Source organism: Arthrobacter sp. USHLN218 (genome assembly GCF_037144715.1).
GTDB lineage: Bacteria > Actinomycetota > Actinomycetes > Actinomycetales > Micrococcaceae > Crystallibacter.
In genome coordinates this window covers 1-23,042 of sequence record NZ_JBBCYT010000005.1, presented here as the reverse complement: position 1 = coordinate 23,042, position 23,042 = coordinate 1, and the positions used below count along the sequence as shown (strand labels likewise).

The window sequence follows — 23,042 nt, the reverse complement described above, 5'->3', positions numbered from 1 at the left end:
GTTCCTTATGCGCAGCAGGAATCTCTCCGGCGGAAGCCTCTGTGCGCGGATGTCATCCGCGTCCTTCCTGCCGGTTCCTGCCGTCCTCTGCATCCGCTTCCAGCGGCCGCACCGGCCCGATGACCCTTTCCGCCAGACACAGGAGGTACACCTTTGACTACTGCAGCCCACAATCCCCTGGTCAGCCTCACCCCTACCCGCATCCGCAACCTGGGTGCACTGCGCCGCGGCGATGCGGTGGAAGCCCGCTTCCAGAACGACGTCCAGTACCGCGGCCATGTGGTCCGCACGGCGCCCGGGGTCGGTCTGGTCTGGATCCGCGACGAGGCCGGCGGACGCCGCCGGGCCGTCAGTGCGTCCGACTACTCCATCTGGCGGGTCCCCGCACAGGGCTAGGCACGCAGCGCCTTTTCGCCAGCCAGCTTCCTGACGATGTCCCCGGCCGGCTCGGCTTCGGCTTCCCGATAGCCGACGCCGGCCCACAGGGACATCAGCTGGGCGTCCTGGGCTGCCGCCGCCGCGGCACGGACGGGCCGGGTCACCTGGTTGACCTGCGGGTATACCGCCGGCGCAAAGCCCGTGAAGCGCTGGATGAAGTCGTTGTCCACTCCGCGCGCCACCCGGCCTGAGAACGCCCGCGTCAGCACCGTCCCGGCGCCGCGCAGGGTGTGCAGCGCGTCCTTGTAGAACGGCGCCGCACCGGATTCCGGCGAGCGCAGCAGCGCGGTCCCGACCTGCACGGCGGCCGCTCCCTGCTCCAGCGCGGCGCGAACGTGGCTGGGCTTGCCGATCCCGCCGGCCGCGATCAGCGGCAGTTCGACCTCTCCGCGCACGCGTGGCAGCAGTTCGGCCAGCGTCAGGTCATTCGGATCCGCGCCCACGCTGAACGTCGAGCGATGCCCGCCCGCTTCGGTGGACTGGACGACCAGGGCGTCCGCTCCGACCGCCGCGGCCGCCTTGGCATCCGCCTCATCGGTGACCATAACGACGACGGCGGTGTCCACTGCGTGCAGCGCCTCCACCGTCCCGGTGTCCGGCAGGCCGAAGGTGAAGGACACGACCGCCGGCCGGACCCTCAGCAGCAGCTCGACCTTCTCGGCGTACTGGTCCGTGTCCTGCCAGTCAGGCTCGGGAACGGGCTGTTCGAGGTACTCGGCCAGCCGCCGGCGGTAGGCCTCCAGTGCCTCGATATCGTCCTCGCCAGGCGCGCCTGCACCGGCCGCCGGCACGAACAGGTTGACGCCGAACGGGCCGCGATCCAGCGACCGCACCCGGGCAACCTCCTGGTCCAGCTTGGCCGGCGGCTTCAGTGCACCGGCCAGGAACCCCAGTCCACCTGCCCGTCCCACCGCGGCGGCAAGCTCGGGCGTCGACGGGCCGCCGGCCATGGGCGCGCCGATCAGCGGGAGGGCCAGGTCTGCTACGTTCCACATGATCGAAGACTACTATCCCTCCCCCGGGCACGGCGCCTTCCCGCCGGTCACGCCGCTTCCATGTCCGGGGACGCGATTCCAGCCCGTTCCTTCACCGTTCCGTCACGGATATTCCTCCGCTCTGCCCGAACCCCTCGACCCGGTGCCGCCCTGACCGTTAGTTTGGAGCCATGGCTGCTGAGAATGACGGAACGGCGTCCCGCACCCGGCTGCTGGCCCGTGCCCTCGGCCGGGTCCAGGGAGTCGGCTTCCGCTACTGGACCAGGGACCAGGCGGAACGGCTGGGCTTGACGGGCGCCGCCCTGAATGAGCCGGACGGTACGGTGAAGATCGTGGCGGAAGGACCGCAGGAAGCCGTCGAGGAGTTCCGGCTTTTGCTGGAATCCGGCGGCACGCCGGGCCGGATTGAACGGCTCGACGCCACCTATTCACGCGCCACGGGCGAATTCACCGAGTTCGGCGTCGGCTGACACCGGACCCGGAACGGACCATGCGCCGCGCGGAACCGCTTCTCCGGCGGGGCTCCCCCGGACCGGTGGGGCTCTCCGACGGAGAACGCACCTTGGTCTCCCGGCAGGCTCTCCGGCGTGCACACCCTAGTCATCCCGCGGGTGAACGTTCAAGCTTTCGTGCAGAGATTCGTGGAGTTTCCTTCAAACCCTTGGGCATTGACCCCTAAGCGTGCTAAGCATGCTTACAGGTGAAGCAGACGCCTGCATTTCCCCCTTTGCGAAAGGTCGTCCGCAGTGACTGCCAAGAGCTTTCTTTCCCCCGAAGACCCCTTCCCTGCCGATGTGCAGGCTCTGCCCGATGCCAGGCTCCATGTCTTGAACAGCCTGGTGCACCGCCAGATTGAGCGCGAGTACGTAGGAGCCGGCGGACCAAATCCCGAGACCGAGTTCCGCCTGGAAGAGCTGCGGATCGAACTCGACCGCCGGGAATCCCTCGCCAAGCCGGAGATGGACCTTCCGGCTCCGCCGCCGCGCGGCGCTCCACTTCCGGCCTGACCCGGCCCGGACCAGCGCCGGGCCTTCCCCCAAGGGCCCCGCGGCCAACCTCAGGAGGTTGCACCATGCAAACTGTCCACGACAACCCGGCAGACTCCGAATTCGACATGTACATCGATGGAGAAATCGCTGGCTGGGTACGTTACCGGGTGGAAGGCAGCGAAATCTGGATGCTTTACACCGCCATCACCCGCGCTTTCCACGACCGCGTCCTCGCCGATCCGCTGATCCAGACGGCTCTCGACGACGCGCACCGCCGCAGGATCGGCGTCCTTCCGTTCTGCCCGCTGGTCCGGCAGTACATGCGGCTGCACCCGGAGTACCTCGGACTGATTCCCGCGGGGCGTTCGACGTTGTTCCGGCCGCGCCGCGCGTTGGAGGCTGCTGCCTCCTGAACAGGCACGGGTGTCGGCCTGCCCGGCTAGACTCGAAAAAGAGCAGCCGAAGCCGCAGACCGCAAAGGACACCCATGACCGATTCAGCGCACCGCCTGCCCCGGCGTGCCGCCGTCGTTGTTAATCCCATCAAGCACGTCGACGTGGACCTGCGCGCGCTGGCCGCCAAGGTCTGCCGCGGCGAAGGATGGGAGGAGCCGCTGTGGCTGGAAACCACCAAGGAGGACCCTGGCCAGGGCCAGACGCGGCAGGCCATCGAGGAGGGCGTGGACCTGGTCATCGCGGCTGGCGGCGACGGAACGGTGCGGTGCGTGGCAGAGGAGCTCGCGGGCACCGAGGTGCCGTTGGGGCTGCTGCCGCTGGGCACCGGCAACCTGCTGGCGCGGAACCTGGATATCGACGTCACCAACCCGGAGGGAGCGCTCCGCGCCGCACTGTCCGGCACGGAACGCAAGGTCGACGTCGTCCATATCACCGTGGACCATGCGCAGGAGTCCCACGTCTTCCTGGTCATGGCCGGCCTGGGGTTCGACGCGGCGCTGATGGGCGATACCCGCGACGATCTGAAGGACAAGGTGGGCTGGCTCGCGTACGTCGACGCCGGCATCCGGAACCTGCCCGGCAAGCCGACCAAGACGCGGATCAGGATCGACGACGGCAAGCCGTTTATCCGCCGGCTGCGCAGCGTCATGGGCGGCAACTGCGGCAAGATCGTCGGCGGGCTGGAGATTTTCCCCGGGGCCAAGATCGACGACGGTCTGCTGGAGATCATGACGGTGGCGCCGCGGGGGCGGCTCGGCTGGTTCGCGGTGCTCGCGGATCTGCTCCGCCGCGGGAAGGGCAAGGATCCGTCGATCGAGTACTTCCAGTGCCGGTCCGCCGAGGTCCAGACCACGGAGCCGCAGGACATCGAGATCGACGGCGACTACATCGGCAAGGGCACGCACCTGCTGCTGCGGGTCTACCCCAACTCGCTGCGCCTGCGCATGCCCTACGGCCCGAAGGACCCGGCCGTTCTGGTCAGTCCCGAACCGTAGCGGCCGATGCGCCGCTAGACTGGCGGGCATGGCAGAAGCAAGCACAGTATTTGGTTGGGCCTTCGGCGATCCGGGGCGCGAAGCGGACGAGGCGTACCAGCAGGAGCTGCGTGCCAGCGCCCTTGAGAACGCGCTGCAGGAGGCCAGCCGCAAGGGCGTGGAAGCCGACGCCGCCACCGCGGCCTACACCGTGGTGGACGGCGACGCCTCCCTGATCGACCATGGCGAAGCGGCGCGCGGCCGCATCGTGGTCCGCTGCACCGTCCATGTCAGCGGGCCGGGCGCCGAGAAGCTGCACGCGGAAGGCCCGATGAACGGCTGACCGGCCGGCTGTCCCGCTCGCCGGCCAGCCGAAGGAACGGGTAGGCCCGCGGGCCTACCCGTCGTCCAGGGGCTAGCGCACCTTGTCCTTGAGGAAGGCTACTGAGCGCTTCCAGGCCAGCTGGGCTTCCTCCGGGCGGTAGTTGCCCTGCGGGTTCTCGTCGTTATGGAAGGCGTGCGGGGCGTCGTAGTAGAAGTACTCGACCTCCGCGCCCGACTCGCGCCTGATCTGCTCCGCCTGTGCCTTGGCCTTTTCCACGGGGTAGGACGAGTCCTGCTTGCCGTAGTGGCCCTGGATGGCGGCGCGGACGCCGGCGTAGGAGTCCGGAACACCCTGGCCTACCCCGTAGAACGGCACGGCGGCGCCGATCTTTTCGCCCTGCTGTGCGGCGAGCGCGAGCACGAATCCGCCGCCCATGCAGAAGCCGATCGCACCCACGGTCTTGCTGGTCACCGCCTCGCTGCCGAGCAGGTAGTCCACCGCGCCGGCCAGCAGCCGGGCGCCTTCCTCCTCCGGCAGCTTCGACATCATCTCCGCCGCTTCCTTGCCGTCATGGGCGATCCGGCCGCCGTAGAGGTCCGGGGCCAGTGCCACGAAGCCTTCGGCCGCCAACCGGTCGGCTACATCGCGGATATGGTCCACGAGGCCCCACCATTCCTGGATGACGATGACGCCGGGTCCCTTGCCGGATTCGGGCAGGGCGAGGTATCCGTGGGCTTCACCTCCGGCGGACGGGAAAGTCAGGTTCTGGTGCGGGGTCGTCTCGGCCAAGTCTCCTCCTTCATAGCGGAACGTACGGTCTTCAGTCTATGGACCCGGCCGCGCCGGTCAACGAATGGCCTCCAGGAAGGCCTCGACCATGGGGGCACCGGTGACGGCTCCCAGGTCGCCATCTTCGACGAACACCGCGACGGCCAGGTCTCCCTGGGCGGCGATGACCCAGGAGTGGGTCTGCAACGGGTCCTTGTTGCCGTATTCGGCGGTGCCGGTCTTGCCGATGACCGGGTCTCCGGGCAGTGACGCCAGGTTGGACAGGTAGCCGTCCGTCACGGCCGCACGCATCATGGTGCGCAGCTGCCGCGCCTCCTCCTCGGTGAGCTCGGCGCCCTCGGCCGGCTTCGCCTCGCCGTCGTACCCGTCCACCAGCCGCGGAACGACCAGTTCGCCCTTCTCCACACTGGCCATCATGACGGCGAGCGAGAGCGGCGAGGTCTGCACCCGGCTCTGGCCGATCAGGGACGCCGCGTGGGCGGTACCCTCGCTGTCTTCGCGCGGGATGGCGCCCCAGAACGCCTCGAGCCCGATGTCCGCCGTCATGCCGACGCCGAGGGCTCCGGCTGCGTCCGCCAACTGGTCCTGCGAGAGTTTCTTGTATTCCGAGACGAAGGCCGTGTTGCACGAATGGGCAATCGCCTGGGTCAGCGTGATCTCCCCTTGGAAGGCCGGGTCGTAGCCGTCGACGTTCTCGAAGGTCCGCCCGTCCGCCGTGAACTTGGGCTCGCAGTCGACGGCGGAATCCGGCGTCAGGCCCTGCCGCATCAGGCCCAGCGCGGTGGCGATCTTGAAAGTGGATCCCGGCGCGTACTGACCGAGGAAGGCGGTGTTGTAGCCCTCGCTGCCCGGGCCGTTGGCCGCCGCGAGGATCTCGCCGGTGGACGGCCGCAGCGCGACGATCGAGCTCGGGGATTCCGTGTCCTGCAGCACCTTCTCGGCGGCGGACTGCAGCTTCGGCTCCAGCGTTAGCTGTACGTCCTTGCCGGCCTCCACGTCGGTGCTGAACAGCTCGCGGCGCGGCTCTTCTGCACCCTCGGCATCCGTCTCCCCGACCGCGGAGAAGCTCAGTCCGGCAGTGCCGGCGAGCTCCTTGTTGAACGCCGCCTGGATCCCCGAGGCACCGATCGTCTCCCCGGCGACCACGGCGCCGTCGGACTTTTCGATGTCCTCCGCCGTAGCCTCGCGGACGCTTCCGAGCACGGCCGAAGCGAAATCCCGGGTCGGGGCCAGCGGCAGCTTGTCCTCCACGGCCAGGAAGCCGTCGATCGCGTCCAGCTTCTTTTGGTCCAAGTCTTCGAAGGCGGCCTCACGCAGCGTGATGGCGTCCACGAAGGCCTCCTCGCCGTAGCCCTCGACCTTGGCGGCGTAGTCCGCGGCGTCAATATCGACGACGGCGGCGAGCGCCTTGGCAGAGTCCGCGGCCTGCGCCTTCGTCAGGCCTTTCTTGCTGATCCCGACCACGCGGACCGGGCGTTCGGTGACTATCGGCTTGCCGGCCGCGTCCAGGATGTCGCCGCGTTCCGGCTCCGCCGTGTCGAGCGAGAGCTTTTCCCCGGCCTGCAGCGAGGGCTCCACCACGGAGGGCTTCCATTCGATCTGCCACGGGACTTCGTCATTGCCGGAGCGGACCAGGCCGGCGGTGGAGGTGTAGGTCCAGTCCTGGTCGGAGTCCGGAACGTCCCACAAGTAGTTGAGGGTGACCGTGGCCTGGTCCCCCTCGGGTTCGGAGAGGGAAGACACCGTCACAGTGGGCTTCAGCGGGTCCGCGCCGGCCATGATGCCGGCCAGCTCTTCCTGGACCTGGGCCGGCTCCGAGGTGAAGGCCAGGCCGGAGACATCCCCCTTGGTCAGCGCCGCCGCCAGAGCGTCCGCGGTGCCGCGGCCGTCGTCCTCCGGAGCACAGGCCGTGGCCGTGCCGATCAGTGCCAAAGCGAGTACTGCCCCTAATACGCCGCGCTGCATGTTTCCCCCGGTCCTCGAATGTCCCTACTGAAACTATCCGCCGCCCGGCCGATCTGTCGATCCTTGCCGTTCAGGTCCGGCGCCATGGGTACGATCGGACCATGATCCGGGCAGAACGCATCGAGGACTATGTGGACCGGCTGGCATCCGGAGAGCCGACGCCGGGCGGCGGTGCCACGGCAGCCGTCCAGCTGGCCCAGGCCGCGGGACTGTTGTCCATGGCGGCCAACTTCAGCACCGGAGGCAACGAGACCGGGCGGCAGGCAGAGCGCCTCGGAGCGGCCGCGCGGAAACTCATCCCGCAGGCACTGGCTCTTGCCGACGACGACGAACAGGCGTTCGGCCAGGCCGCCGAGGCCTACCAGCTTCCCGCGGATACAGAGGCCGACGCGTCCCGCCGGAGCCGTGAGGTCCAGCACGGCCTGCGCCAGGCCGCCACACCGCCGCTGGGGCTGGTGGAACTCGGCGGCACGCTGCTCGGGCTGGCCCGGGAGCTGGAACCGGAAGCCAATCCGAACGTGCTCAGCGACATCGCGGCCGCCGCCGCATCCATCCGCTCGGCCGCCGGAACCGCCGCCGCCACCCTGGAGACGAACGCGGTCCACCTCGCCGACGAGCAGGCCGTCCGCCGGCTGCAGGACGCGGTGGTGCAGGCGGACGAGCTGGCCGCGGGCTGCGATGCTCTGTCGGCGAGGCTGCGGGCGCGCATCCGGGCCAACAACGGCTGAGTCCGGCGCGTGATCCGCCGTAACCGCCCATTGCGGAACAGCCACCGCCGCGGCAGGTGAAACGAGCCGCCGCCGGCCGCCGCGGCGGCCAACCCGCCCCGTTCCGCAACGCGCGCTACGGTTCGGATTCAGTCCGTCGGGCGCCGGATCCTTTTCGTCCCGGTGCGCCTAATCTTGGTCCATCATTCGCGCTATTTTGAAAGGCTCCGGCCATGAAGAAATTGCACGCGTGGCTGGCGGTCCTCCTGATGATCGTCGGACTGGGCCTTGTCGCTCCCAGCTCAGCCACCGCGGCATCCTATTGCGGCATCACCTGGGGATCACTCGCCAAATCGTCGTCACGCATGACCACCGCACCGATCACCAACGTCCGGGCCGGCAGGCACGCCTGCTACGACCGGATGGTCGTCGACATCAAGGGCAAACGCGCCGGGTTCGACGTCCGCTACGTCAAGCATGTCCGATCCGAAGGCTCGGGCTTCATCGTGCCGCTGCGCGGCGCCGCCGACCTGCAGGTCGTCGTCCGCGCCCCGGCCTACAACAGCAAGGGCCAGCCGACCTACACCCCGCGGGACCGCAAGAACCTCGCCGATGTCTCCGATTTCCGCACGTTCCGGCAGATTGCCTGGGCCGGCAGCTTCGAAGGACAGACCACCATTGGCCTGGGCGTCCGCGCCAAGCTGCCGTTCCGCGTCTTCACCGTCGCCGGGCCGGGCTCCCGCTCGAGGCTGGTGATCGACGTCGCCCACCGCTGGTAGCACGCAACTTAAGCTAACGACGGCGGCCGCGCGGCCGCCGTCGTTAGCGTTGGCACTCGGGTTATCACTCGGGTTCGAAGACGCTGCGCAGCCGGTCTTCTTCTTCCCGGCTGAGATTCGTCTCCAGGAGTTCGGCCTTGGTTCCGGTGAACGCTTCGGCCACCCTGTCCATCACCGCTCCGGCTGACAGCACGAACAGCGCCGAGGTACCCGGCGTGACCTTTTCGCGGATGCGCCTGATGAACGAATCGTCAATACCGACGTCGGCCAGTGAACCGGCGAGGCCGCCGACGGCAGCACCAACCGCCGCGCCCAACAAGGGGATGAAGAAGAGCAGACCGAACAGGAACCCCCAGAAGGTTCCGCCCAAGGCCCCGGCACCGGCCAGGTTATGGGTTTGCCGTGTCTTTGGTTTCTTCGCTCCCGCAGGCCACGACACGATTGCCGCATCACGGACTTCGATGAGCCCCTTGGTTTGCAGATCCAGCAGGACCCGCTCTGCCTGCTCGGCGCCGTTCTCGTCTTCGAATTTCCACACTGAAAGAGTTGCCACGGCCGTACCTTTCATTTCCGGCGGCGATTTGGACCTGTTCGAATATTCCCAAGCGGGCCGCCGTTTTGGATCACCCTTTTGGGGTGAACGGGGCCGGCCGTGCGCCAGGTTCGCCGCAGGGGTACCGGAGCCGCCGGCTCAGCCGCCTGCGAGCTTGCCGGCCATCCGCTCCCGCATGACCGCGCTGGCCGAGTTGAGGCCGATGATCTCCACCTCTGTGCCGTGCGCCCGGTACTTTTCGGTCACCGCATCGAGCGCGGCGACGGTGGAGGCGTCCCAGAGATGCGAGGCGTGCATGTCGATGACGACCTTCCGGGGGTCCCGGGCGTAGTCGAACTGGGTGTAGAGGTCGTTGGAGGAGGCGAAGAAGAGCTCGCCGTCGACGACGTAGGTGGCGACCTGCTCCCCGTTGAGTTCGAGCACGGTGCGTTCAACCGTGACGAAGTGGGCCACCCGGCGGGCGAAGAGGACCATCGCGGTCAGCACGCCGACGCCGACGCCGACCGCGAGGTTGTGGGTGGCCACCGTGACGGCGACCGTGGCCAGCATGACCGCGGTTTCGCTCTTCGGCATCATCTTCAGGGTCGAGGGGCGGATGCTGTGCCAGTCGAAGGTCGCGATGGACACGAAGATCATGACGGCGACCAGCGCTGCCATCGGAATCAGCGCCACGATGTCCCCGAGCGCCACCACGAAGACCAGCAGGAACGTTCCGGCGAGGAAGGTCGAAATGCGGGTGCGGGCGCCCGAGGCCTTCACGTTGATCATGGTCTGGCCGATCATCGCGCAGCCGCCCATGCCGCCGAAGAAGCCCGTGATGATGTTCGCCGCGCCCTGGCCCCAGGACTCGCGGGTCTTGCTGGAACGAGTGTCCGTGATGTCGTCGACCAGCTTGGCCGTCATCAGGGATTCCAGCAGGCCCACGAAGGCCATCGCGAGGGCGTACGGGAAGACAACCTGGAGGGTGTCCAGGTTCCACGGAACGTTCGGGATAAAGAGCGTCGGCAGGCTGTCCGGCAGCTGCCCCTTGTCACCGACCGTCGGCACGGTGACGGACGCCAGGACGGTGATGAGCGTCAGCACCACGATGGCGACCAGCGGCGCGGGCACCGCCGTGGTCAGCCGCGGCAGGCCGAAGACAATGAGCAGTGCCAGCGCGGTGAGCGGGTAGACCAGCCACGGGACGCCGAGGAGTTCGGGCACCTGGGCCAGGAAGACCAGGATGGCCAGGGCATTGACGAACCCGACCATGACCTGGCGCGGGATGAAACGCATCAGCCTGGCGACGCCGAGCACGGCGAGGGCAATCTGGAAGACACCGGCCAGGATCACGGCGGTGATGAAGTAGTCGATGCCGTGGGATGCCACCAAGGGGGCGACCACGAGGGCGACGGCCCCGGTGGCCGCGGAAATCATCGCCGGCCGCCCGCCCAGGACGGCGATCGAGACCGCCATCGTGAAGGACGCGAAGAGTCCCAGCCGCGGGTCGACTCCCGCAATGATCGAGAAGGCGATGGCCTCGGGGATGAGCGCCAGCGCCACGACGAGGCCACCAAGGACCTCCGTCTTGAGCAGCCGGGGGGACTTCAGGGTGCGCAGCACCGACTGGCGTTCTTCGGGGGTCAGGGCCGGCGCAGCGCCCGGCTTGGAGGCCATAGGTTCTTCCTTCACGCTGACAGCTCATCGTCGGAGTAGCGCAGCGAGAGCCAGTTCTCGCGGCTGGCGAGCGCGGCTCCCTCGGCGTCCCCGGATTCAGCGCAGCTGATGATCCGGGCATGCTGTTCCACCGAGTTGCGGGCGGCGAGGCTGCCGAACCGCTTGCGTTCCACCCGGCGCAGCACCGGCGTCCATTGTTCGAGCACGGCGGCGACGGCGGCGTTTCCGCTGGCCGCCACGAGCACCCCGTGCAACTGGTCGTCGGCCGCCAGCGCGCGGTCGACATCCTGTTTCTCCAATGCGTCGGCGAACTCGGCGTTGGCGCCGGACATCGCCGCGATCTGCGCTTCGCCCACGGACGGGACCGCCAGGCGCGCGGCCAGTTCATGCATGGCCGCCACGACCTGCTGGGCGCTGGCGGTGGATTGCTGGTCATAGGGGGCCACTGTGGTGGCCTTGCCGGGTTCGGCGATCACCAGACCAGCCCGTTCCAGCCGTAGCAGGGCCTCCCGGATTGGAGTCCGGCTAACGCCAAGCCATTCCTCGAGTTCGCTGTCGCGCAGCCGCTCCCCCGGCACGAGGGTGCCGTCGACGATGGCGTCGCGGATGGATTCATACACGTGGTCGCGCAGCAGCGATCGGCGGTGCACGCCGTGTTTCAACGGGATGGGCATAGCACATGATTTTACGGGAGCCAGCCGCCCTCGCATGCAATATATTGGGCCCGGTGGCGAGGCTCATGCCACAGGCAGGCCATTGCTCAGCAATCTTAGCTTTTCGTTGTGGCTGGCCGCGGCGATGTGTAGCGTGGGGACCAGTGGCCACGGCTGGTCCGCGACGGCGGACCGATTGATCAAAGCTCGATTGATCCCCAGCCAAAGGAGGACACCATGGAAACTGTTGAAGAGACCATCGATGTGGCCGTTCCGGTCAGCACGGCCTACAACCAGTGGACCCAGTTCGAGTCCTTCCCGAACTTCATGTCGGGCGTTGAGTCCGTCGCCCAGTTGACGGATACGACCAACCATTGGGTCACGAAGATTGGCGGCGTTGAACGCGAGTTCGATGCCGAGATCGTAGAGCAGGTTCCCGACCAGCGGATCGCCTGGCGCAGCATCGACGGCAAGTCCCACGCCGGCACCGTCACGTTCGATCGGTTGGCCGAAGGCAGCACCCGGGTGAACGTGCGCTTCGCGTGGGATCCCGAGACCTTCGTGGAGAAGGCCGGCGCGGCCCTGGGCATCGACAGTGCCCGGGTGAAGTCGGACCTGCGCAAGTTCAAGGAGTTCATCGAGTCCCGCGGCGCCGAAACCGGCGCGTGGCGCGGCGAGGTCAGCGACGGCGGCCCCACCGGCAGCGCCGCGGCGGGCCAGGCGGGAACCGGCAGCGTTCCGGAAAGCACGGACCTGCCGGGCACCGGCGGCCCCGGAACCACCGGCCTCGACGACCTGCCTCCGGGCCGGCCGGTCTAGGCCCGGCCGCTTTGCCGCGAAACGGAGATCTGCCGGCGTTCCGGACCGCCGGCCGATCTCCGTTTCGCGGCGGAACCGGGAGCACGCACGGCCCTGTCACACTTCGGAACAATCGGCCGATGCGCGCTTGTTGTACGTGTTAGCGTTCAACGTCGCCGCCGCCAACAGGCGCCGGCCAGGCCATTTCCCAAAGGATCCACAACCATGAATCGTCGCCGTCTTTCCCTGCTCGGAGCAGCCGCCGCCCTCACGCTTGCAGTGGCCGGTTGCGGAAGTTCCCAGCCCGCCCAGGACGGCTCGAGCGCTTCGGCAAGCGCCGCCCCCGTCACCCTGGAACAGGTGAAGAAAGACGGCGTGCTGACCGTCGGCACGGAAGGCACCTACCGCCCGTTCTCCTTCCACCAGGACGGCGCCGGGGAGCTGACGGGTTACGACGTCGAGGTCATCACCGAGGTCGCGAAGAAACTGGGCGTGGAGCCGAAGTTCGAGGAAACCCAGTGGGACGCGATCTTCGCTGGCCTGGAGGCCGGCCGCTTCGAGGTGATCGCTAACCAGGTGACCATCAATGACGAGCGCAAGGCGAAGTACGACTTCTCGGAGCCGTACACCGTCAGCAACGGCGTCATCGTCACCAAGGCGGACAACTCTGACATCAACTCCTTCGCGGACCTGGAGGGCAAGACCACAGCGCAGTCGCTGACCAGCAACTGGTACACCCTCGCCAAGGATTCGGGAGCCAACGTGCAGTCCGTCGAAGGCTGGGCCCAGGCCGTCTCCCTCCTGGAGCAGGGCCGCGTCGACGCGACCATCAACGACAACCTCACCTACCTCGACTACCAGTCCACCAATGACAACAAGGACATCAAGGTCGCCGCCACGACGGAGGACCAGTCGAAGGTGGGACTGGCATTCCAGAAGGGCAGCACCGACCTGGTGGACGCCGTCGACAAGGCACTGGACGAGCTGCGCGCCGACGGCACCCTGGCCAAGATCTCCGAGAAGTACTTCGGCGAAGACGTCTCCCAGTAGGCAGCTCCCAGTAGGCAGGGCCCGGTAGGCGTCTCCCGGTAGGACGCTGCGGCCCGGTCCGTCCCGGCCTTAGGGTTCGGAGACGACGCCGAGCCGCAGCGCCGCGCCCACGTACATGCCCGCGAGCGCCCGGGCCGTCTGTTCCACGGCCGAGTCCGCCGGCAGGAACGAACTGGAGTGCAGCGCCCGCGGATGCTCCGGAGCGACCACGCTCTCGTGGCCGTCCACGCCCAGGAAAGCCATCACCCCGGGCACCTTCTGGGTGAAGAAGGCGAAGTCGTCGGAGCCGCAACTGCGAAGCGGCTCGCCCAGGGGCAGGCCCGCGCGCTGGACCCACCGGGCGCCGAGGTGGGCCATTTCGTCGTCGTTCACCAGCACCGGATCGCCGCGGTCGATGCTTACCGCGGCGCGGGCCCCGAAGGCCATCGCCTGGTGCTCGGCTACCTCGCGCAGCCCCCGGTGCAAACGTTCCTGGTCCTCGGCGGTCATGCTCCGCAGCGTGCCGGCAAGCACCGCCATGTCCGGAATGACGTTGCGGGCCGTGCCCGCAGACAGCAGGCCGACGGTGAGCGTCGCGGCTTCCACGGGGTTGACGCTGCTGCGGACGAGATCATAAAGCGCGAGCGTGATCCGGGCCGCGATCGGCACGGGATCGATCGCCAGGTGCGGGTAGGCGCCGTGCCCGCCCCGGCCGTGCACGGTGATCGTGAACTCGTCGTAGGCGGCGTTGACGCTTCCGCCGAGGATGCTGACGGAGCCCGCGGGCAGGGCGTGGTGCACGTGGACCGCCAGCATCGCCCCGATCCCGGCCGCCTTCAGGCCCCCTTCGTCCACGATGTCGCGCGCACCGGAGGGGTGGCCTTCCTCGCGCGGCTGGGCGACCGCCACCACCGCGGCGGGCAGCCGGACCCTGCCGGCGGCCCGCACGAACGCGACCATCGCCGCCTGGTGCACATCGTGCCCGCAGGCGTGCATGACGCCGTTTTCCGCGGCCCACTCGACCCCGGTGTCCTCGTACAGCGGCAGCGCGTCCAGCTCGGCCCGGATCCCCACGGCCGGACCGAAGTCCGGACCGGTGCGCGCCATGAAGCCGGTCCCCGCAATGGACCTGACCGGCAGGCCCAGCGCCGTGGCCAGGGTTGCCGCGGCCGGTGCCTCCTTCCCGGACAGGCAGGGGTACTGGTGCAGACTGTGGCGGAGCGCGACGGCGGCGTCCAGCTCGCCGTCCAGCGCCTTGTTCAGCGCTTCGAACAGTTCCTGAGCAGAGTGAATCATGGGCCCTCCAACCCGTATACGCGCGCAGCGTTGCGGAACCCGATGAGTCCGGCCACCCGTTCCGCGTCCCGGCGCGACCACTCGCCGTCGTTAATCCACCGGGCCGCCGCGCGGCCGAACCCGCGGCGGAACAGCACCGCCCCCAGGTAGTGCAGCTCGGGCAGCCCCAGGGCGTCCGTGGAGAAAAGCGCCTTGTGGAACGGCGTCAGCTCGAGCGACTCGGCAATGACCGCGGCGGAGCGGGCACCCGTGTGGTTGACCGCGAGCCCCACGTCGACGTACACCTGCGGGAAGGCCTGCGCCAGGTAGCCGGCCTCCCGGTGGTACGGATAGCAGTGCAGCAGCATCATCGGCACGCCCGTGCCCCGGGTAGCCCGGAGCCAGCCGGCAAGGTGCAGCGGGTTGCAGCGGAGGAGGTCGGCGTCCGGGTCCCCGTAGCCCGTGTGGAACTGAAGGGGCTTGCCCAGCTCCACCGCCGTCCAGAGCAAGTGGCGCACCAGCACCGGGTCCTCAAGCCGCGGCGCTGTCCCAGCGGCCCTGGCTTCGTCCCCCAGCCAACGAGCGGCCGCACGCTCCACGTCCCGGGCCGACGGCGGCGAGGGGTCGAAGTCGAGGCCGCAGCGGTAGGCCGCGACGGATTTGAGCCCGGCGGCGGAGCGCGCGGCTTCGGCCAGGGCTTCGGCAAAGTCTGCCGCGAACGACGGCGGCTCTGTCCCCTTCGCGGCGACCCGTTCGGCCACGTGTTCCAGCCGGACGACCTCCCGCGCCTCTCCCCCGGCCAGCTCCGCGGTCTCCTTCGGCGTGGTCAGCTCCTCCGGGCGGCAGCCGGTGTCCACGAGGAAGGTGCCGATCCCGGCCGCGCGGAGCAGCCTCCGGTTCACTTCCGCCGGCCCGAGCTCCCGCCGGCGCGCAAGATAGTCCTCCGGATCTGCGTGCGGTTCCAGGTCCAGCAGCGGGGCGCACCAGCGGCGGATCGCGAAACCGAGCTGGCTGTCGAACGTGCTGGTGCCCGCCGGGGGCGGCCAGCTGGACTCCGTCGCCAGCGCCTCGAAGCCAGCCCGGTCCAGCGCAGCCGGGGCGACGCCGTGGCAATGATGGTCGGTCAGCACCAGCCCGTCCATGACGGACGCCCCGACCCGGTCAGTAGACACCCGCGTACCTCAGGCACTTGGCGGCGTCATCGAGGCCCTCCAATCGGCGCAATTCGTCCTGCTTCAGCGCCCGGTAGACCTGCAGCAGCTCCGGGGAGAACCAGCCTGTCACCGTCTTGTCTTCCTCGAGCGCGGCCAAGGCCTCCGCCAGCGTGGCCGGCAGCCGGAGAATCCCGGCGCGGCGCAGCTCCTTTGCGGGCATGGCCTCGATAGGGCCATCAACCAGGGCCGGGGGTTCCAGCTTGGCCCGGAGGCCCTCGAGCCCGGCCCGGATCAGCAGCCCCATCACCAGCCACGGATTGCCGGTGGCGTCCCCGGCCCGGAACTCAAGATTCAGCTGGTCGGCCGGATCCCGCCCGCCGATTTCCACCGTGGGGCAGAGCCGGAGCATGGCCTCGCGGTTGTGCCGCCCGAGGAAGGCGTGGGTGGCGGACCACCGGTGCGGCGCCAGCCTCAGGTAGGAGACTTCGCTCGCCGCGGTGAAGGCCAGGAGCGCCCTGGCGTGCCGGACGATGCCCGCCGCGAAGGAACCCGCAACGGCCGAGAGCCGGCCGGGGCGGCCGGCGTCGAAGGTCACCGGCTGGTCCGCGGTGTCCCGCAGGCTGAAGTGCACGTGCACGCCGTTGCCGACGGCCTCCGGGTCCAGCAACGGCGCGAAGGTCGCCTGCTGCCCGCGGGCGTGGGCAAGGTTCCGCACGATGTCGCGCAGCAGCACGGCCCGGTCCGCCGCGGTGAGCGCGTCCGCGGCCGCGACCGTGATCTCGCACTGATGGACGCCGTACTCGGCCAGCCAGTTCTCCGGCTGCAGGCCGGCCCCGGCCAGGATCCCCACCAGCTCGGTGCCCAGCGGCTCGGTCCGGAGCATGGCCTGCAGGGACATCGGCGGCTCGGCCGGTGCGTCCCCGGCCAGCATGAACTCGTGCTCGAAGGCGCCGAAGACCCGGAGCCCGGCTTCCTCTTCGAGCTCCCGCACGGCCCGGCGCAGGAAGGTGCGCGGACAACATTCCCATTCGCCGCCGTCGGTCTGGGTAATGTCCGCCAGCATCACGGTCAGCGGCGGCCGGCCGGGAATGCCATCGATCCGCGTCGCCGAACGCCGGTCCGGCACCAGGCGCAGGTCGCCGGTGGCGTCAAACGGGCTGCCCTCGACGATGGTCCCGAAGGCCCCCACACCGAGGTTGGCCGGCACCCAGCCGCAGCCGATTTCCGGATCGAGCCGGGCCAGGGGCATCGCCCGGCCCCGCGTGATCGCGCACAGGTCATTGGTAGCGAGGAATGCCAGTTCATGTTCAGCCATCCGGTCCCCCTCGGCTGGTTCCCGTCACGCGCGATGGGCTGATTCAACCACTTCCGGCGTGCTGCGGGAAGGGCTGGGCCGGTCCGCTTCCGCCGGTGCACTAGCCTGAACCTATGAACGTGGACTGGGAGCTGTTCTGGACGTCGCTCTGGCCGATCGTCCAGGGCGGCCTGACCGGGACCATACCGCTGTCCCTGGCCAGCTTCGTCCTCGGGCTGCTACTGGCTCTGGTGGTGGCCCTCATGCGGCTGAGCGGCAACGCCGTCCTGACCGCCCTCGGCCGCGCCTACGTATCGGTCATCCGCGGCACACCCCTGCTGGTGCAGCTGTTCGTGATCTTCTACGGGCTGCCCTCGATCGGCATCGTGATCCCGCCGTGGCCCAGCGCCATCATCGCGTTCTCGCTCAATGTCGGCGGTTATGCCGCGGAAATCATCCGCGCCGCCATCCTCTCCGTACCCAAGGGCCAGTGGGAGGCCGGGCACACGATCGGCATGTCGCGGGGACTGACACTGCGCCGGGTCATCCTGCCGCAGGCCGCGCGGGTCTCGGTCCCCCCGCTGTCCAACACATTCATTTCGCTGGTCAAAGACACCTCGCTCGCGTCACTGATCCTGGTGACCGAGCTGTTCCGGAAGGCGCAGGAGATCGCGGCATTCAGCCAGGAATTCATGCTCTTGTACCTGGAGGCCGCCTTGGTCTACTGGGTGTTCTGCCTGGTCCTCTCCAGCGGACAGACCCGGCTTGAAAGGAGGCTGGGCCGCTATGTCGCCCACTGATTCCCGCACCCCGCCCGAGAACGGCGCCAACGGCCCGGTCGTGACCGTCGAGGAGCTGCGCAAGTCCTTCGGCGAGAACCAGGTGCTCAAATCGATCGACCTTTCGGTCGCGCAGGGCCAGGTCCTGGCGCTGATCGGCCCGTCGGGTTCGGGCAAGACCACCGTGCTGCGCTGCCTGAACGGCCTGGAAATTCCCGACGGCGGACGGGTCGCCTTCCGCGGCGGACCTTCCGTCGAGTTCGGCCGGCAGGTCCCCCGCCGCGAGCTGGCCGCCCTGCGCGACCGCTCCGGCATGGTCTTCCAGCACTACAACCTGTTCCCGCACCGCACCGTGCTGGAGAACATCATCGAGGGCCCCGTCCAGGTGCAGAAGCGGCCCAAGGCCGAGGCCGTCCGGGAGGCAGAGGACCTGCTGCGCCGGGTGGGCCTGCAGGACAAGAAGGACCAGTACCCGCACCAGCTTTCCGGCGGACAGCAGCAGCGGGTCGGCATCGTCCGCGCGCTGGCGCTCAAGCCCGCCCTGCTCCTGTTCGACGAGCCCACCTCGGCGCTGGACCCGGAGCTGGTGGGCGACGTGCTGCACGTCATCAAGGAGCTCGCCGAAGAAGGCTGGACGATGGTAATGGTCACCCACGAGCTGGCCTTCGCCCGCGAGGTGGCCACCGAAGTTGTCTTTATGGACGGCGGCGTCGTCGTTGAGCGCGGCCACCCGGACCAGGTGCTGCGCGATCCGCGCGAGGAGCGGACCCGCCAGTTCGTGCACCGGCTGCTCAACCCCTTCTAACAGCCGAGCCGGCCGGCAGTCCCCCCGACTACCGACCGGCTCTATAGTGCTGCAGCGGTTTGCTTGCTGCAGCGGTTAGCTGTTGCGGCGCTTGAGCGCGACGGCTCCGGCAGCGCCGGCGACCAGGAGCAGGCCCGCTCCGCCGATGCCCCACAGGACAGCGGCATCGGCCTCAGTGGTGGCGCCGGAACGATCCACGTCCAGCTTCTGGGGGCCCTTGCCCGCAGCGCCTGCTCCGCCGGTCACCACGATGGAGGCCGTGCCGACGACGCCGGTCTCGTCACCGGTGACGGTCACCCAGTGCCGGCCCGGCTTCTCGAACGTGACCTCTTCGGAGACCACGCCCTCCGCGTTCGCCGCGGTCTCGATGGACTGCGCTCCCTTGGTGTTCTGGGCCGACTGGTTCTGGGCCACGTCGATGGTGGCTTCTTCATTGGCTTCCAAGCCGCTTGCCGTGACCACGACGCTCTCGCCGGCGGCGACGCGGGCATCGGAGACGGTGACGGACTGCTCGGGTGCAGGGTAGTCGGCGGTGTTGGCGTGCGCTGCCGTTCCTGAGGTGAACGCGATGGCCAAGGCCAGCGTCACGGCTGAAAGGGTCTTTTTCATAGCTTGATACTCGCTTCAGTTAGGGGGTGTCAGAATCGGAATCAATACGATCGTTCTTCGGGCAAGGAAAACGGCACAGCTCGGGACTGCACCGTCTCGTCGAATGTATCGTTTAACTGCGCGCCTTCCGAGACCCGGAGACGGAATTCGGCCGATGTTGTGCAAAGTTCACTTTCGCCCTCTAGGATTTGCGCCGCCGTCGTTCTTTCCTGCCGGCAGGGCCCTGCAGCGGACCCCACGCGCCGGGACATAGTCTGTATGGGACCCAATCCTGGGACCGTGAAGGAGTATGCCTTGCTTGCGATCGACCTGCTGCCGGACACGATGGTGACCCAGTCGGCCATGCTGCTGCTGGCCTTCGTGCTCTCCGCGGTCGTGGGAATCGAGCGTGAGCGCAAACTCAAGAGCGCCGGGCTGCGCACGCACACACTCGTGGGACTGGGGTCGGCGCTGTTCACCCTGGTCTCCGCCTACGGCTTCGAGAACGTGATCGGCAGCGACGTGGTCCTGGACCCCTCCCGCATCGCCGCGCAGATCGTCACCGGCATCGGCTTCCTCGGCGCCGGCGTCATCTTCGTCCGGCGCAACGCCGTGTCCGGCCTGACCACCGCCGCCTCCATCTGGATGACCGCCGCCATCGGCATGGCGTGCGCGGCCGGCATGCCGCTCATCGCGGTGCTGGCGACCCTGCTGCACCTGGCCACCGTCGTCGTCCTGGCGACCGTCGGAAGGTGGGTCTCCCCCGGCGACAAGGTCCGCGACTTCAGCGTGGAGGTGCAGGACGAAGAAGGCGTGCTGCGGCGCGTGGTGGAGCGGGCCGCCGAACTGGGTTTCGAGGCCTCGCTGAGCCGTACGCGGCGCTTCCGCCGCGACGACGGCCAGGCCATGCTGCACGCGGACCTGCGGGTCCAGCACGCCGCCGGGTCCCTCGACGAGCTGGTGGAGGGCCTGTGCGTCATGGAAAGGGTCTCGGCGGTCCAGGTGGTCAGCGACGAGAACACCTGATGGGATAATTCGATCCATGACCTTCGCGATCGCCTACCAGGGAGAACCCGGCTCCAATTCCCACATGGCCTGCACTGAAGTGCGCCCGGAATGGGAGGCCGTGCCGTGCGCCAGCTTCGAGGACACCTTCGCCAAGGTCGCCGGCGGAGAAGCCCAGCTGGCGATGATCCCGATCGACAACTCGATCGCCGGCCGGGTGGCGGACATCCACGCCATGCTGCCGGAGACCTCGCTCCAGATCATCGGCGAGCATTACCTGCGCATCCGCTTCAGCCTGCTCGGCATCCCCGGATCCAGCATTGAACAGGCCCGCGAAGTGCACAGCCACATCCACGCCCTCGGCCAATGCCGCAAGCTCATCCGCCAGTACGGCCTGAAGCCCGTCATCGCCGGCGACACAGCCGGCTCCGCCCGCGAAGTCAGCCAGTGGCAGGATCCAACCAAGGTCTCCCTCGCCCCGCCGATGGCCGCGGAGCTGTACGGCCTGGACGTGCTGGCCACCGACGCCGAAGACGACCCGACCAACACCACCCGCTTCATCCTGCTGGCCGACAAGAGCCCAATCCCCACCCGCACGGAACTGCCCGGCCCGGCCGTGACCAGCTTCGTCTTCCGGGTCCGCAACGTGCCGGCCGCGCTCTACAAGGCGCTGGGCGGGTTTGCCACCAACGGCATCAACATGACGCGACTGGAAAGCTACATGGAGGGCAACGAGTTCGCCGCCACGAAGTTCATGGTGGACGTCGAAGGCCATCCCGAGGACCCGGCCATGGTGCACGCCTTCGAGGAACTGGAGTTCTTCACCACCAAGATAAAGATCCTCGGGGTCTACCCGGCGGCACCCTTCCGGCTTTCGCACGGCGGCAGCAACTAACGACGGCGGGACCCACTTCTCTGCCTTCTTCGGCAGCCGGTGGTCCCGGCCATTCATACTTTGCTTCCCTACTGCGCTTCGGCCTTTACCCCGCCAGCCGGCCCCAAGAGATCCGGGCAGACTGCCTTATCGGTGGCCAGATTAACGGCGGCCGAGTAATCGCTGGCCGAGTCAGACCGCCCTGCCTAAACCTCCAGCCCCGCCTAAACCTCCAGATAATCCGGCCGGATTAGAGGCCTGATTTGCAGGCGTCTCCGCTCATTGGAGCCGCGCTGGCCCCGCTATCGGGCTTGCCCTCGTGTCAGTGGCCGGAGACCAGCCGCGCCCGTGGAGGCGAGAGAGGCTTGCAGCCTTTAGGTTGACACCTGCAGGTTTCAGATTGACACCTGCCTCCGGCGCCTGCCACCTGCCACCTGCAGGCGCGCTTAGAAGGGTGGTGGTGTGGTGTCGTTGAAGGGGTCTGGTGGCGGGGGCGGGGGTGGTGTGATGCCGTGGGAGATCCAGGATCCATCGGGGTAGCTGGTGTAGGTCTGCCCGGTCCTCGTCTGATGGCGGATCACGCCGTGGGGGTGCTGGGTGGTGTGCCAGCCGTCGTTGTGTTTGGCCAGATGGTCGGGTTTGCAGCGCAGGACGAGGTTATCGAGCTCGGTTTTGCCGCCGTGTTCCCACGCCTGGGTGTGGTCGAGCTCGCAGTGCTTCCAGCGCGTGCGGCAGCCGAGCCCCCGGCAGGTTTCATCGCGTAACCGGACTTCGCGTTTGAGCCACTCGGGCGGATGCCGCATCTCGCGCGCCACGATGACTGCCTGGTCGTGTTCGTCGGTGATGACGGGCAGCCAGGACTTCGCCAGGCCGGCCAGCCGGCGGGCCATGCCAGGCGGGATCGGCCCGTACCCGGCCAGCTCGCCCGGCTCGTCCCCGCCCGCCGCGGTGGCCAGCGGAACCGTCACCGCGACGAACGCCTTCACGTTCCCGCCGCCCCACATTTCATGGACACCCCGGCCCGCTGCTTCGGCAGCACCGTCGGCCGGTGGGCCGAAAAGCCCGCCCTGCCCGGCAGCGGCAGCACCGTCGGCCGGTGGGCCGAAAAGCCCGCCCTGCCCGGCAGCGGCAGCACCGTCGGCCGGTGGGCCGAAAAGCCCGCCCTGCCCGACAGCGGCAGCACCGGCCAACGCCGGCCCAAAAGCCTGGCTCACGCCGTTGATGGCAGACCCGGCGGCCGGCCCGAAAGCCGCGCCGGCGGCGGGCCCGAAGGCAGAACCGGCGGCGTCGGCAGCAGCGGTTGCGGCGGCGGCCGGGGGTTGGAGGCAGAGGTCGGTGAAAACGTCGGCGCGCAGCTGGGCCAGGGTACGGGTTTCCCCGTCGACGGTTTTGAGGTGTTTCGCGTGCTCCTGCACCAGGTTATAGACACTCATCGCGGTATCCGCACCGGTCTGCACGCACAGTTCGGCCATCCCGTCCTCCTGCGGCCGGAACCACAGGCCGCGGTGCTCCATCGCCCTCGCATGCCGTTCCTGAAGGGTCTGCGGGTGCAGCCGGTGCCGGGCCGCCCGGGCGCGGTCCTGCACGGTCTCGCGGACCACGTGCTCGGCGCCGGGCAGAACCGCCTGCTCAAACTCGCCCAATACCGCGGCGGGCAGGTCGCGGGAACCGCGCACGATCGCGGTCGCCCGGCCCAGATCCACCCGCCCCTCACCCAACGCCGCCACCGTACCCGGGAAGTGCGCGCAGAGCTGGACCGCGTCGGCCAGTTCCGGGACCAGGGATTTCTGCGACTGGTGCAGGTGCGCGGCCAGTTCGCGCACCGTGCCCCGGTCATGGCCCTCCGCACCCATCAGCGGGGACCCGGGCTCGGTGCGGCGGGACGCGAACTCGCCCAAACCCCGGACACGCTGCGCGTGCCAGGACGCGGTCACCTTCTCCACCGCGGCCAGGTACTCCAGCAGCACCCCGTCCGCCAGCCCCGCCGGGTCCTGCCGGGCGAGCACGGCGGCCAGGTCCGCGGGTGTGATGTCGCGCCAGGCTTGGAACCATTCCACCGGCCCGTGCTCCACCAGCGCCGGCGGCTTCGGCTTGGCTGCTTCCCTGGCCTGCTCCCGCTTCGCCCGCTGCGCCGGCGACAACGCCCAATCCGGCACCCCATCC

25 protein-coding genes are annotated in these 23,042 nt (G+C 68.7%); 14 read left to right on the top strand and 11 right to left on the bottom strand.

Going from position 1 to position 23,042, the window contains the following annotated elements:
* Positions 1–153 precede the first annotated feature (153 nt).
* Positions 154–396 (top strand): hypothetical protein, encoded by a 243-nt coding sequence (locus tag WFH44_RS12455; RefSeq protein WP_336714190.1) that lies wholly within the window; start codon positions 154–156, stop codon positions 394–396.
* Here the strand turns inward: WFH44_RS12455 and WFH44_RS12450 are convergent.
* Positions 393–1,433, bottom strand: coding sequence for an NAD(P)H-dependent flavin oxidoreductase (locus tag WFH44_RS12450; RefSeq protein ID WP_336714189.1), 1,041 nt, complete (start codon positions 1,431–1,433; stop codon positions 393–395). The two genes, WFH44_RS12455 and WFH44_RS12450, sit on opposite strands and share 4 nt — an antisense overlap.
* Positions 1,434–1,603: 170 nt before the next feature.
* Between WFH44_RS12450 and WFH44_RS12445 the strand changes: the two genes are divergently transcribed.
* From WFH44_RS12445 to WFH44_RS12425, 5 genes are all read left to right on the top strand, one after another.
* On the top strand, positions 1,604–1,903 hold the full coding sequence (locus tag WFH44_RS12445; protein WP_336714188.1) for an acylphosphatase: 300 nt from the start codon (positions 1,604–1,606) through the stop codon (positions 1,901–1,903).
* Positions 1,904–2,179: 276 nt separating this feature from the next.
* A complete protein-coding gene (locus WFH44_RS12440) occupies positions 2,180–2,440 on the top strand; it encodes a hypothetical protein (RefSeq protein WP_336714187.1) in 261 nt (86 codons plus the stop codon).
* A 65-nt stretch (positions 2,441–2,505) separates the two neighbouring features.
* Complete coding sequence (locus WFH44_RS12435; protein ID WP_336714186.1) at positions 2,506–2,835, top strand: GNAT family N-acetyltransferase; 330 nt, start codon at positions 2,506–2,508, stop codon at positions 2,833–2,835.
* A gap of 74 nt (positions 2,836–2,909) precedes the next feature.
* Positions 2,910–3,872 carry a diacylglycerol/lipid kinase family protein gene (locus WFH44_RS12430; RefSeq protein WP_336714185.1) on the top strand — a complete coding sequence of 321 codons (963 nt, stop codon included), beginning with the start codon at positions 2,910–2,912 and terminating at the stop codon, positions 3,870–3,872.
* Between the two features lie 28 nt (positions 3,873–3,900).
* Positions 3,901–4,194, top strand: coding sequence for a hypothetical protein (locus WFH44_RS12425; RefSeq protein WP_336714184.1), 294 nt, complete (start codon positions 3,901–3,903; stop codon positions 4,192–4,194).
* Between the two features lie 72 nt (positions 4,195–4,266).
* Here the strand turns inward: WFH44_RS12425 and WFH44_RS12420 are convergent, their stop codons facing one another.
* Both WFH44_RS12420 and WFH44_RS12415 read right to left on the bottom strand, forming a co-directional pair.
* On the bottom strand, positions 4,267–4,965 hold the full coding sequence (locus WFH44_RS12420) for a dienelactone hydrolase family protein (RefSeq protein WP_262107917.1): 699 nt from the start codon (positions 4,963–4,965) through the stop codon (positions 4,267–4,269).
* Between the two features lie 57 nt (positions 4,966–5,022).
* A complete protein-coding gene (locus WFH44_RS12415; RefSeq protein ID WP_336714183.1) occupies positions 5,023–6,930 on the bottom strand; it encodes a penicillin-binding transpeptidase domain-containing protein in 1,908 nt (635 codons plus the stop codon).
* A gap of 101 nt (positions 6,931–7,031) precedes the next feature.
* On the opposite strand from WFH44_RS12415, the gene WFH44_RS12410 reads away from it, so the two are divergent.
* Entirely contained in the window at positions 7,032–7,658 is a 627-nt protein-coding gene (locus WFH44_RS12410) for a cyclodeaminase/cyclohydrolase family protein (protein WP_336714182.1), read from the top strand.
* 212 nt (positions 7,659–7,870) lie between these two features.
* Positions 7,871–8,416 carry an AMIN-like domain-containing (lipo)protein gene (locus tag WFH44_RS12405; RefSeq protein ID WP_336714181.1) on the top strand — a complete coding sequence of 182 codons (546 nt, stop codon included), beginning with the start codon at positions 7,871–7,873 and terminating at the stop codon, positions 8,414–8,416.
* 64 nt (positions 8,417–8,480) lie between these two features.
* Here WFH44_RS12405 and WFH44_RS12400 read toward each other — a convergent pair whose 3' ends face one another.
* The 3 genes from WFH44_RS12400 to WFH44_RS12390 form a co-directional block, all read right to left on the bottom strand.
* Entirely contained in the window at positions 8,481–8,969 is a 489-nt protein-coding gene (locus tag WFH44_RS12400; protein WP_336714180.1) for a DUF1269 domain-containing protein, read from the bottom strand.
* Positions 8,970–9,107: 138 nt separating this feature from the next.
* Positions 9,108–10,625 (bottom strand): SulP family inorganic anion transporter, encoded by a 1,518-nt coding sequence (locus tag WFH44_RS12395; protein ID WP_336714179.1) that lies wholly within the window; start codon positions 10,623–10,625, stop codon positions 9,108–9,110.
* A gap of 11 nt (positions 10,626–10,636) precedes the next feature.
* Complete coding sequence (locus WFH44_RS12390; RefSeq protein WP_336714178.1) at positions 10,637–11,299, bottom strand: GntR family transcriptional regulator; 663 nt, start codon at positions 11,297–11,299, stop codon at positions 10,637–10,639.
* A gap of 216 nt (positions 11,300–11,515) precedes the next feature.
* On the opposite strand from WFH44_RS12390, the gene WFH44_RS12385 reads away from it, so the two are divergent.
* Both WFH44_RS12385 and WFH44_RS12380 read left to right on the top strand, forming a co-directional pair.
* Positions 11,516–12,097, top strand: coding sequence for an SRPBCC family protein (locus tag WFH44_RS12385; RefSeq protein WP_336714177.1), 582 nt, complete (start codon positions 11,516–11,518; stop codon positions 12,095–12,097).
* A gap of 204 nt (positions 12,098–12,301) precedes the next feature.
* Entirely contained in the window at positions 12,302–13,126 is an 825-nt protein-coding gene (locus tag WFH44_RS12380; protein WP_336714176.1) for an amino acid ABC transporter substrate-binding protein, read from the top strand.
* 69 nt (positions 13,127–13,195) lie between these two features.
* Here the strand turns inward: WFH44_RS12380 and WFH44_RS12375 are convergent, their stop codons facing one another.
* Genes WFH44_RS12375 through WFH44_RS12365 form a run of 3 tightly spaced genes read right to left on the bottom strand, consistent with a single transcriptional unit; the run spans position 13,196 to position 16,849 of the window.
* Complete coding sequence (locus tag WFH44_RS12375; protein WP_336714175.1) at positions 13,196–14,401, bottom strand: M20 metallopeptidase family protein; 1,206 nt, start codon at positions 14,399–14,401, stop codon at positions 13,196–13,198.
* On the bottom strand, positions 14,398–15,552 hold the full coding sequence (locus WFH44_RS12370) for an amidohydrolase family protein (RefSeq protein WP_336714174.1): 1,155 nt from the start codon (positions 15,550–15,552) through the stop codon (positions 14,398–14,400). Before WFH44_RS12370 ends, WFH44_RS12375 begins: the two co-directional genes overlap by 4 nt.
* The gene (locus WFH44_RS12365) at positions 15,542–16,849 is read right to left on the bottom strand and encodes a glutamine synthetase family protein (RefSeq protein ID WP_336714173.1); all 1,308 of its coding nucleotides are present in this window, start codon (positions 16,847–16,849) and stop codon (positions 15,542–15,544) included. Before WFH44_RS12365 ends, WFH44_RS12370 begins: the two co-directional genes overlap by 11 nt.
* A gap of 113 nt (positions 16,850–16,962) precedes the next feature.
* Between WFH44_RS12365 and WFH44_RS12360 the strand changes: the two genes are divergently transcribed.
* Both WFH44_RS12360 and WFH44_RS12355 read left to right on the top strand, forming a co-directional pair.
* Positions 16,963–17,628 carry an amino acid ABC transporter permease gene (locus WFH44_RS12360; protein WP_336714172.1) on the top strand — a complete coding sequence of 222 codons (666 nt, stop codon included), beginning with the start codon at positions 16,963–16,965 and terminating at the stop codon, positions 17,626–17,628.
* On the top strand, positions 17,615–18,412 hold the full coding sequence (locus WFH44_RS12355; protein WP_336714171.1) for an amino acid ABC transporter ATP-binding protein: 798 nt from the start codon (positions 17,615–17,617) through the stop codon (positions 18,410–18,412). Before WFH44_RS12360 ends, WFH44_RS12355 begins: the two co-directional genes overlap by 14 nt.
* A gap of 75 nt (positions 18,413–18,487) precedes the next feature.
* On the opposite strand, the gene WFH44_RS12350 is transcribed toward WFH44_RS12355, so the two are convergent.
* Positions 18,488–19,021 (bottom strand): hypothetical protein, encoded by a 534-nt coding sequence (locus tag WFH44_RS12350; RefSeq protein WP_336714170.1) that lies wholly within the window; start codon positions 19,019–19,021, stop codon positions 18,488–18,490.
* A gap of 294 nt (positions 19,022–19,315) precedes the next feature.
* On the opposite strand from WFH44_RS12350, the gene WFH44_RS12345 reads away from it, so the two are divergent.
* Together WFH44_RS12345 and WFH44_RS12340 are read left to right on the top strand one after the other, a co-directional pair.
* The gene (locus WFH44_RS12345) at positions 19,316–20,026 is read left to right on the top strand and encodes an MgtC/SapB family protein (RefSeq protein WP_336714169.1); all 711 of its coding nucleotides are present in this window, start codon (positions 19,316–19,318) and stop codon (positions 20,024–20,026) included.
* A gap of 16 nt (positions 20,027–20,042) precedes the next feature.
* Complete coding sequence (locus WFH44_RS12340; RefSeq protein ID WP_336714168.1) at positions 20,043–20,900, top strand: prephenate dehydratase; 858 nt, start codon at positions 20,043–20,045, stop codon at positions 20,898–20,900.
* 425 nt (positions 20,901–21,325) lie between these two features.
* Here the strand turns inward: WFH44_RS12340 and WFH44_RS12335 are convergent.
* Positions 21,326–23,042 (bottom strand): HNH endonuclease signature motif containing protein (locus WFH44_RS12335; protein WP_336714167.1); only part of this gene is annotated, 1,717 nt, incomplete at its 5' end.

Bases quoted from the DNA above. Each gene is read 5' to 3' on its own strand.
- WFH44_RS12430 (WP_336714185.1), top strand. From the start codon at position 2,910: ATGACCGATTCAGCGCACCGCCTGCCCCGGCGTGCCGCCGTCGTTGTT.
- WFH44_RS12425 (WP_336714184.1), top strand. From the start codon at position 3,901: ATGGCAGAAGCAAGCACAGTATTTGGTTGGGCCTTCGGCGATCCGGGG.
- WFH44_RS12435 (WP_336714186.1), top strand. From the start codon at position 2,506: ATGCAAACTGTCCACGACAACCCGGCAGACTCCGAATTCGACATGTAC.
- WFH44_RS12395 (WP_336714179.1), bottom strand. From the start codon at position 10,625: ATGGCCTCCAAGCCGGGCGCTGCGCCGGCCCTGACCCCCGAAGAACGC.
- WFH44_RS12410 (WP_336714182.1), top strand. From the start codon at position 7,032: ATGATCCGGGCAGAACGCATCGAGGACTATGTGGACCGGCTGGCATCC.
- WFH44_RS12380 (WP_336714176.1), top strand. From the start codon at position 12,302: ATGAATCGTCGCCGTCTTTCCCTGCTCGGAGCAGCCGCCGCCCTCACG.
- WFH44_RS12375 (WP_336714175.1), bottom strand. From the start codon at position 14,401: ATGATTCACTCTGCTCAGGAACTGTTCGAAGCGCTGAACAAGGCGCTG.
- WFH44_RS12390 (WP_336714178.1), bottom strand. From the start codon at position 11,299: ATGCCCATCCCGTTGAAACACGGCGTGCACCGCCGATCGCTGCTGCGC.
- WFH44_RS12340 (WP_336714168.1), top strand. From the start codon at position 20,043: ATGACCTTCGCGATCGCCTACCAGGGAGAACCCGGCTCCAATTCCCAC.
- WFH44_RS12405 (WP_336714181.1), top strand. From the start codon at position 7,871: ATGAAGAAATTGCACGCGTGGCTGGCGGTCCTCCTGATGATCGTCGGA.
- WFH44_RS12415 (WP_336714183.1), bottom strand. From the start codon at position 6,930: ATGCAGCGCGGCGTATTAGGGGCAGTACTCGCTTTGGCACTGATCGGC.
- WFH44_RS12355 (WP_336714171.1), top strand. From the start codon at position 17,615: ATGTCGCCCACTGATTCCCGCACCCCGCCCGAGAACGGCGCCAACGGC.
- WFH44_RS12360 (WP_336714172.1), top strand. From the start codon at position 16,963: ATGAACGTGGACTGGGAGCTGTTCTGGACGTCGCTCTGGCCGATCGTC.
- WFH44_RS12385 (WP_336714177.1), top strand. From the start codon at position 11,516: ATGGAAACTGTTGAAGAGACCATCGATGTGGCCGTTCCGGTCAGCACG.
- WFH44_RS12450 (WP_336714189.1), bottom strand. From the start codon at position 1,433: ATGTGGAACGTAGCAGACCTGGCCCTCCCGCTGATCGGCGCGCCCATG.
- WFH44_RS12365 (WP_336714173.1), bottom strand. From the start codon at position 16,849: ATGGCTGAACATGAACTGGCATTCCTCGCTACCAATGACCTGTGCGCG.
- WFH44_RS12445 (WP_336714188.1), top strand. From the start codon at position 1,604: ATGGCTGCTGAGAATGACGGAACGGCGTCCCGCACCCGGCTGCTGGCC.
- WFH44_RS12350 (WP_336714170.1), bottom strand. From the start codon at position 19,021: ATGAAAAAGACCCTTTCAGCCGTGACGCTGGCCTTGGCCATCGCGTTC.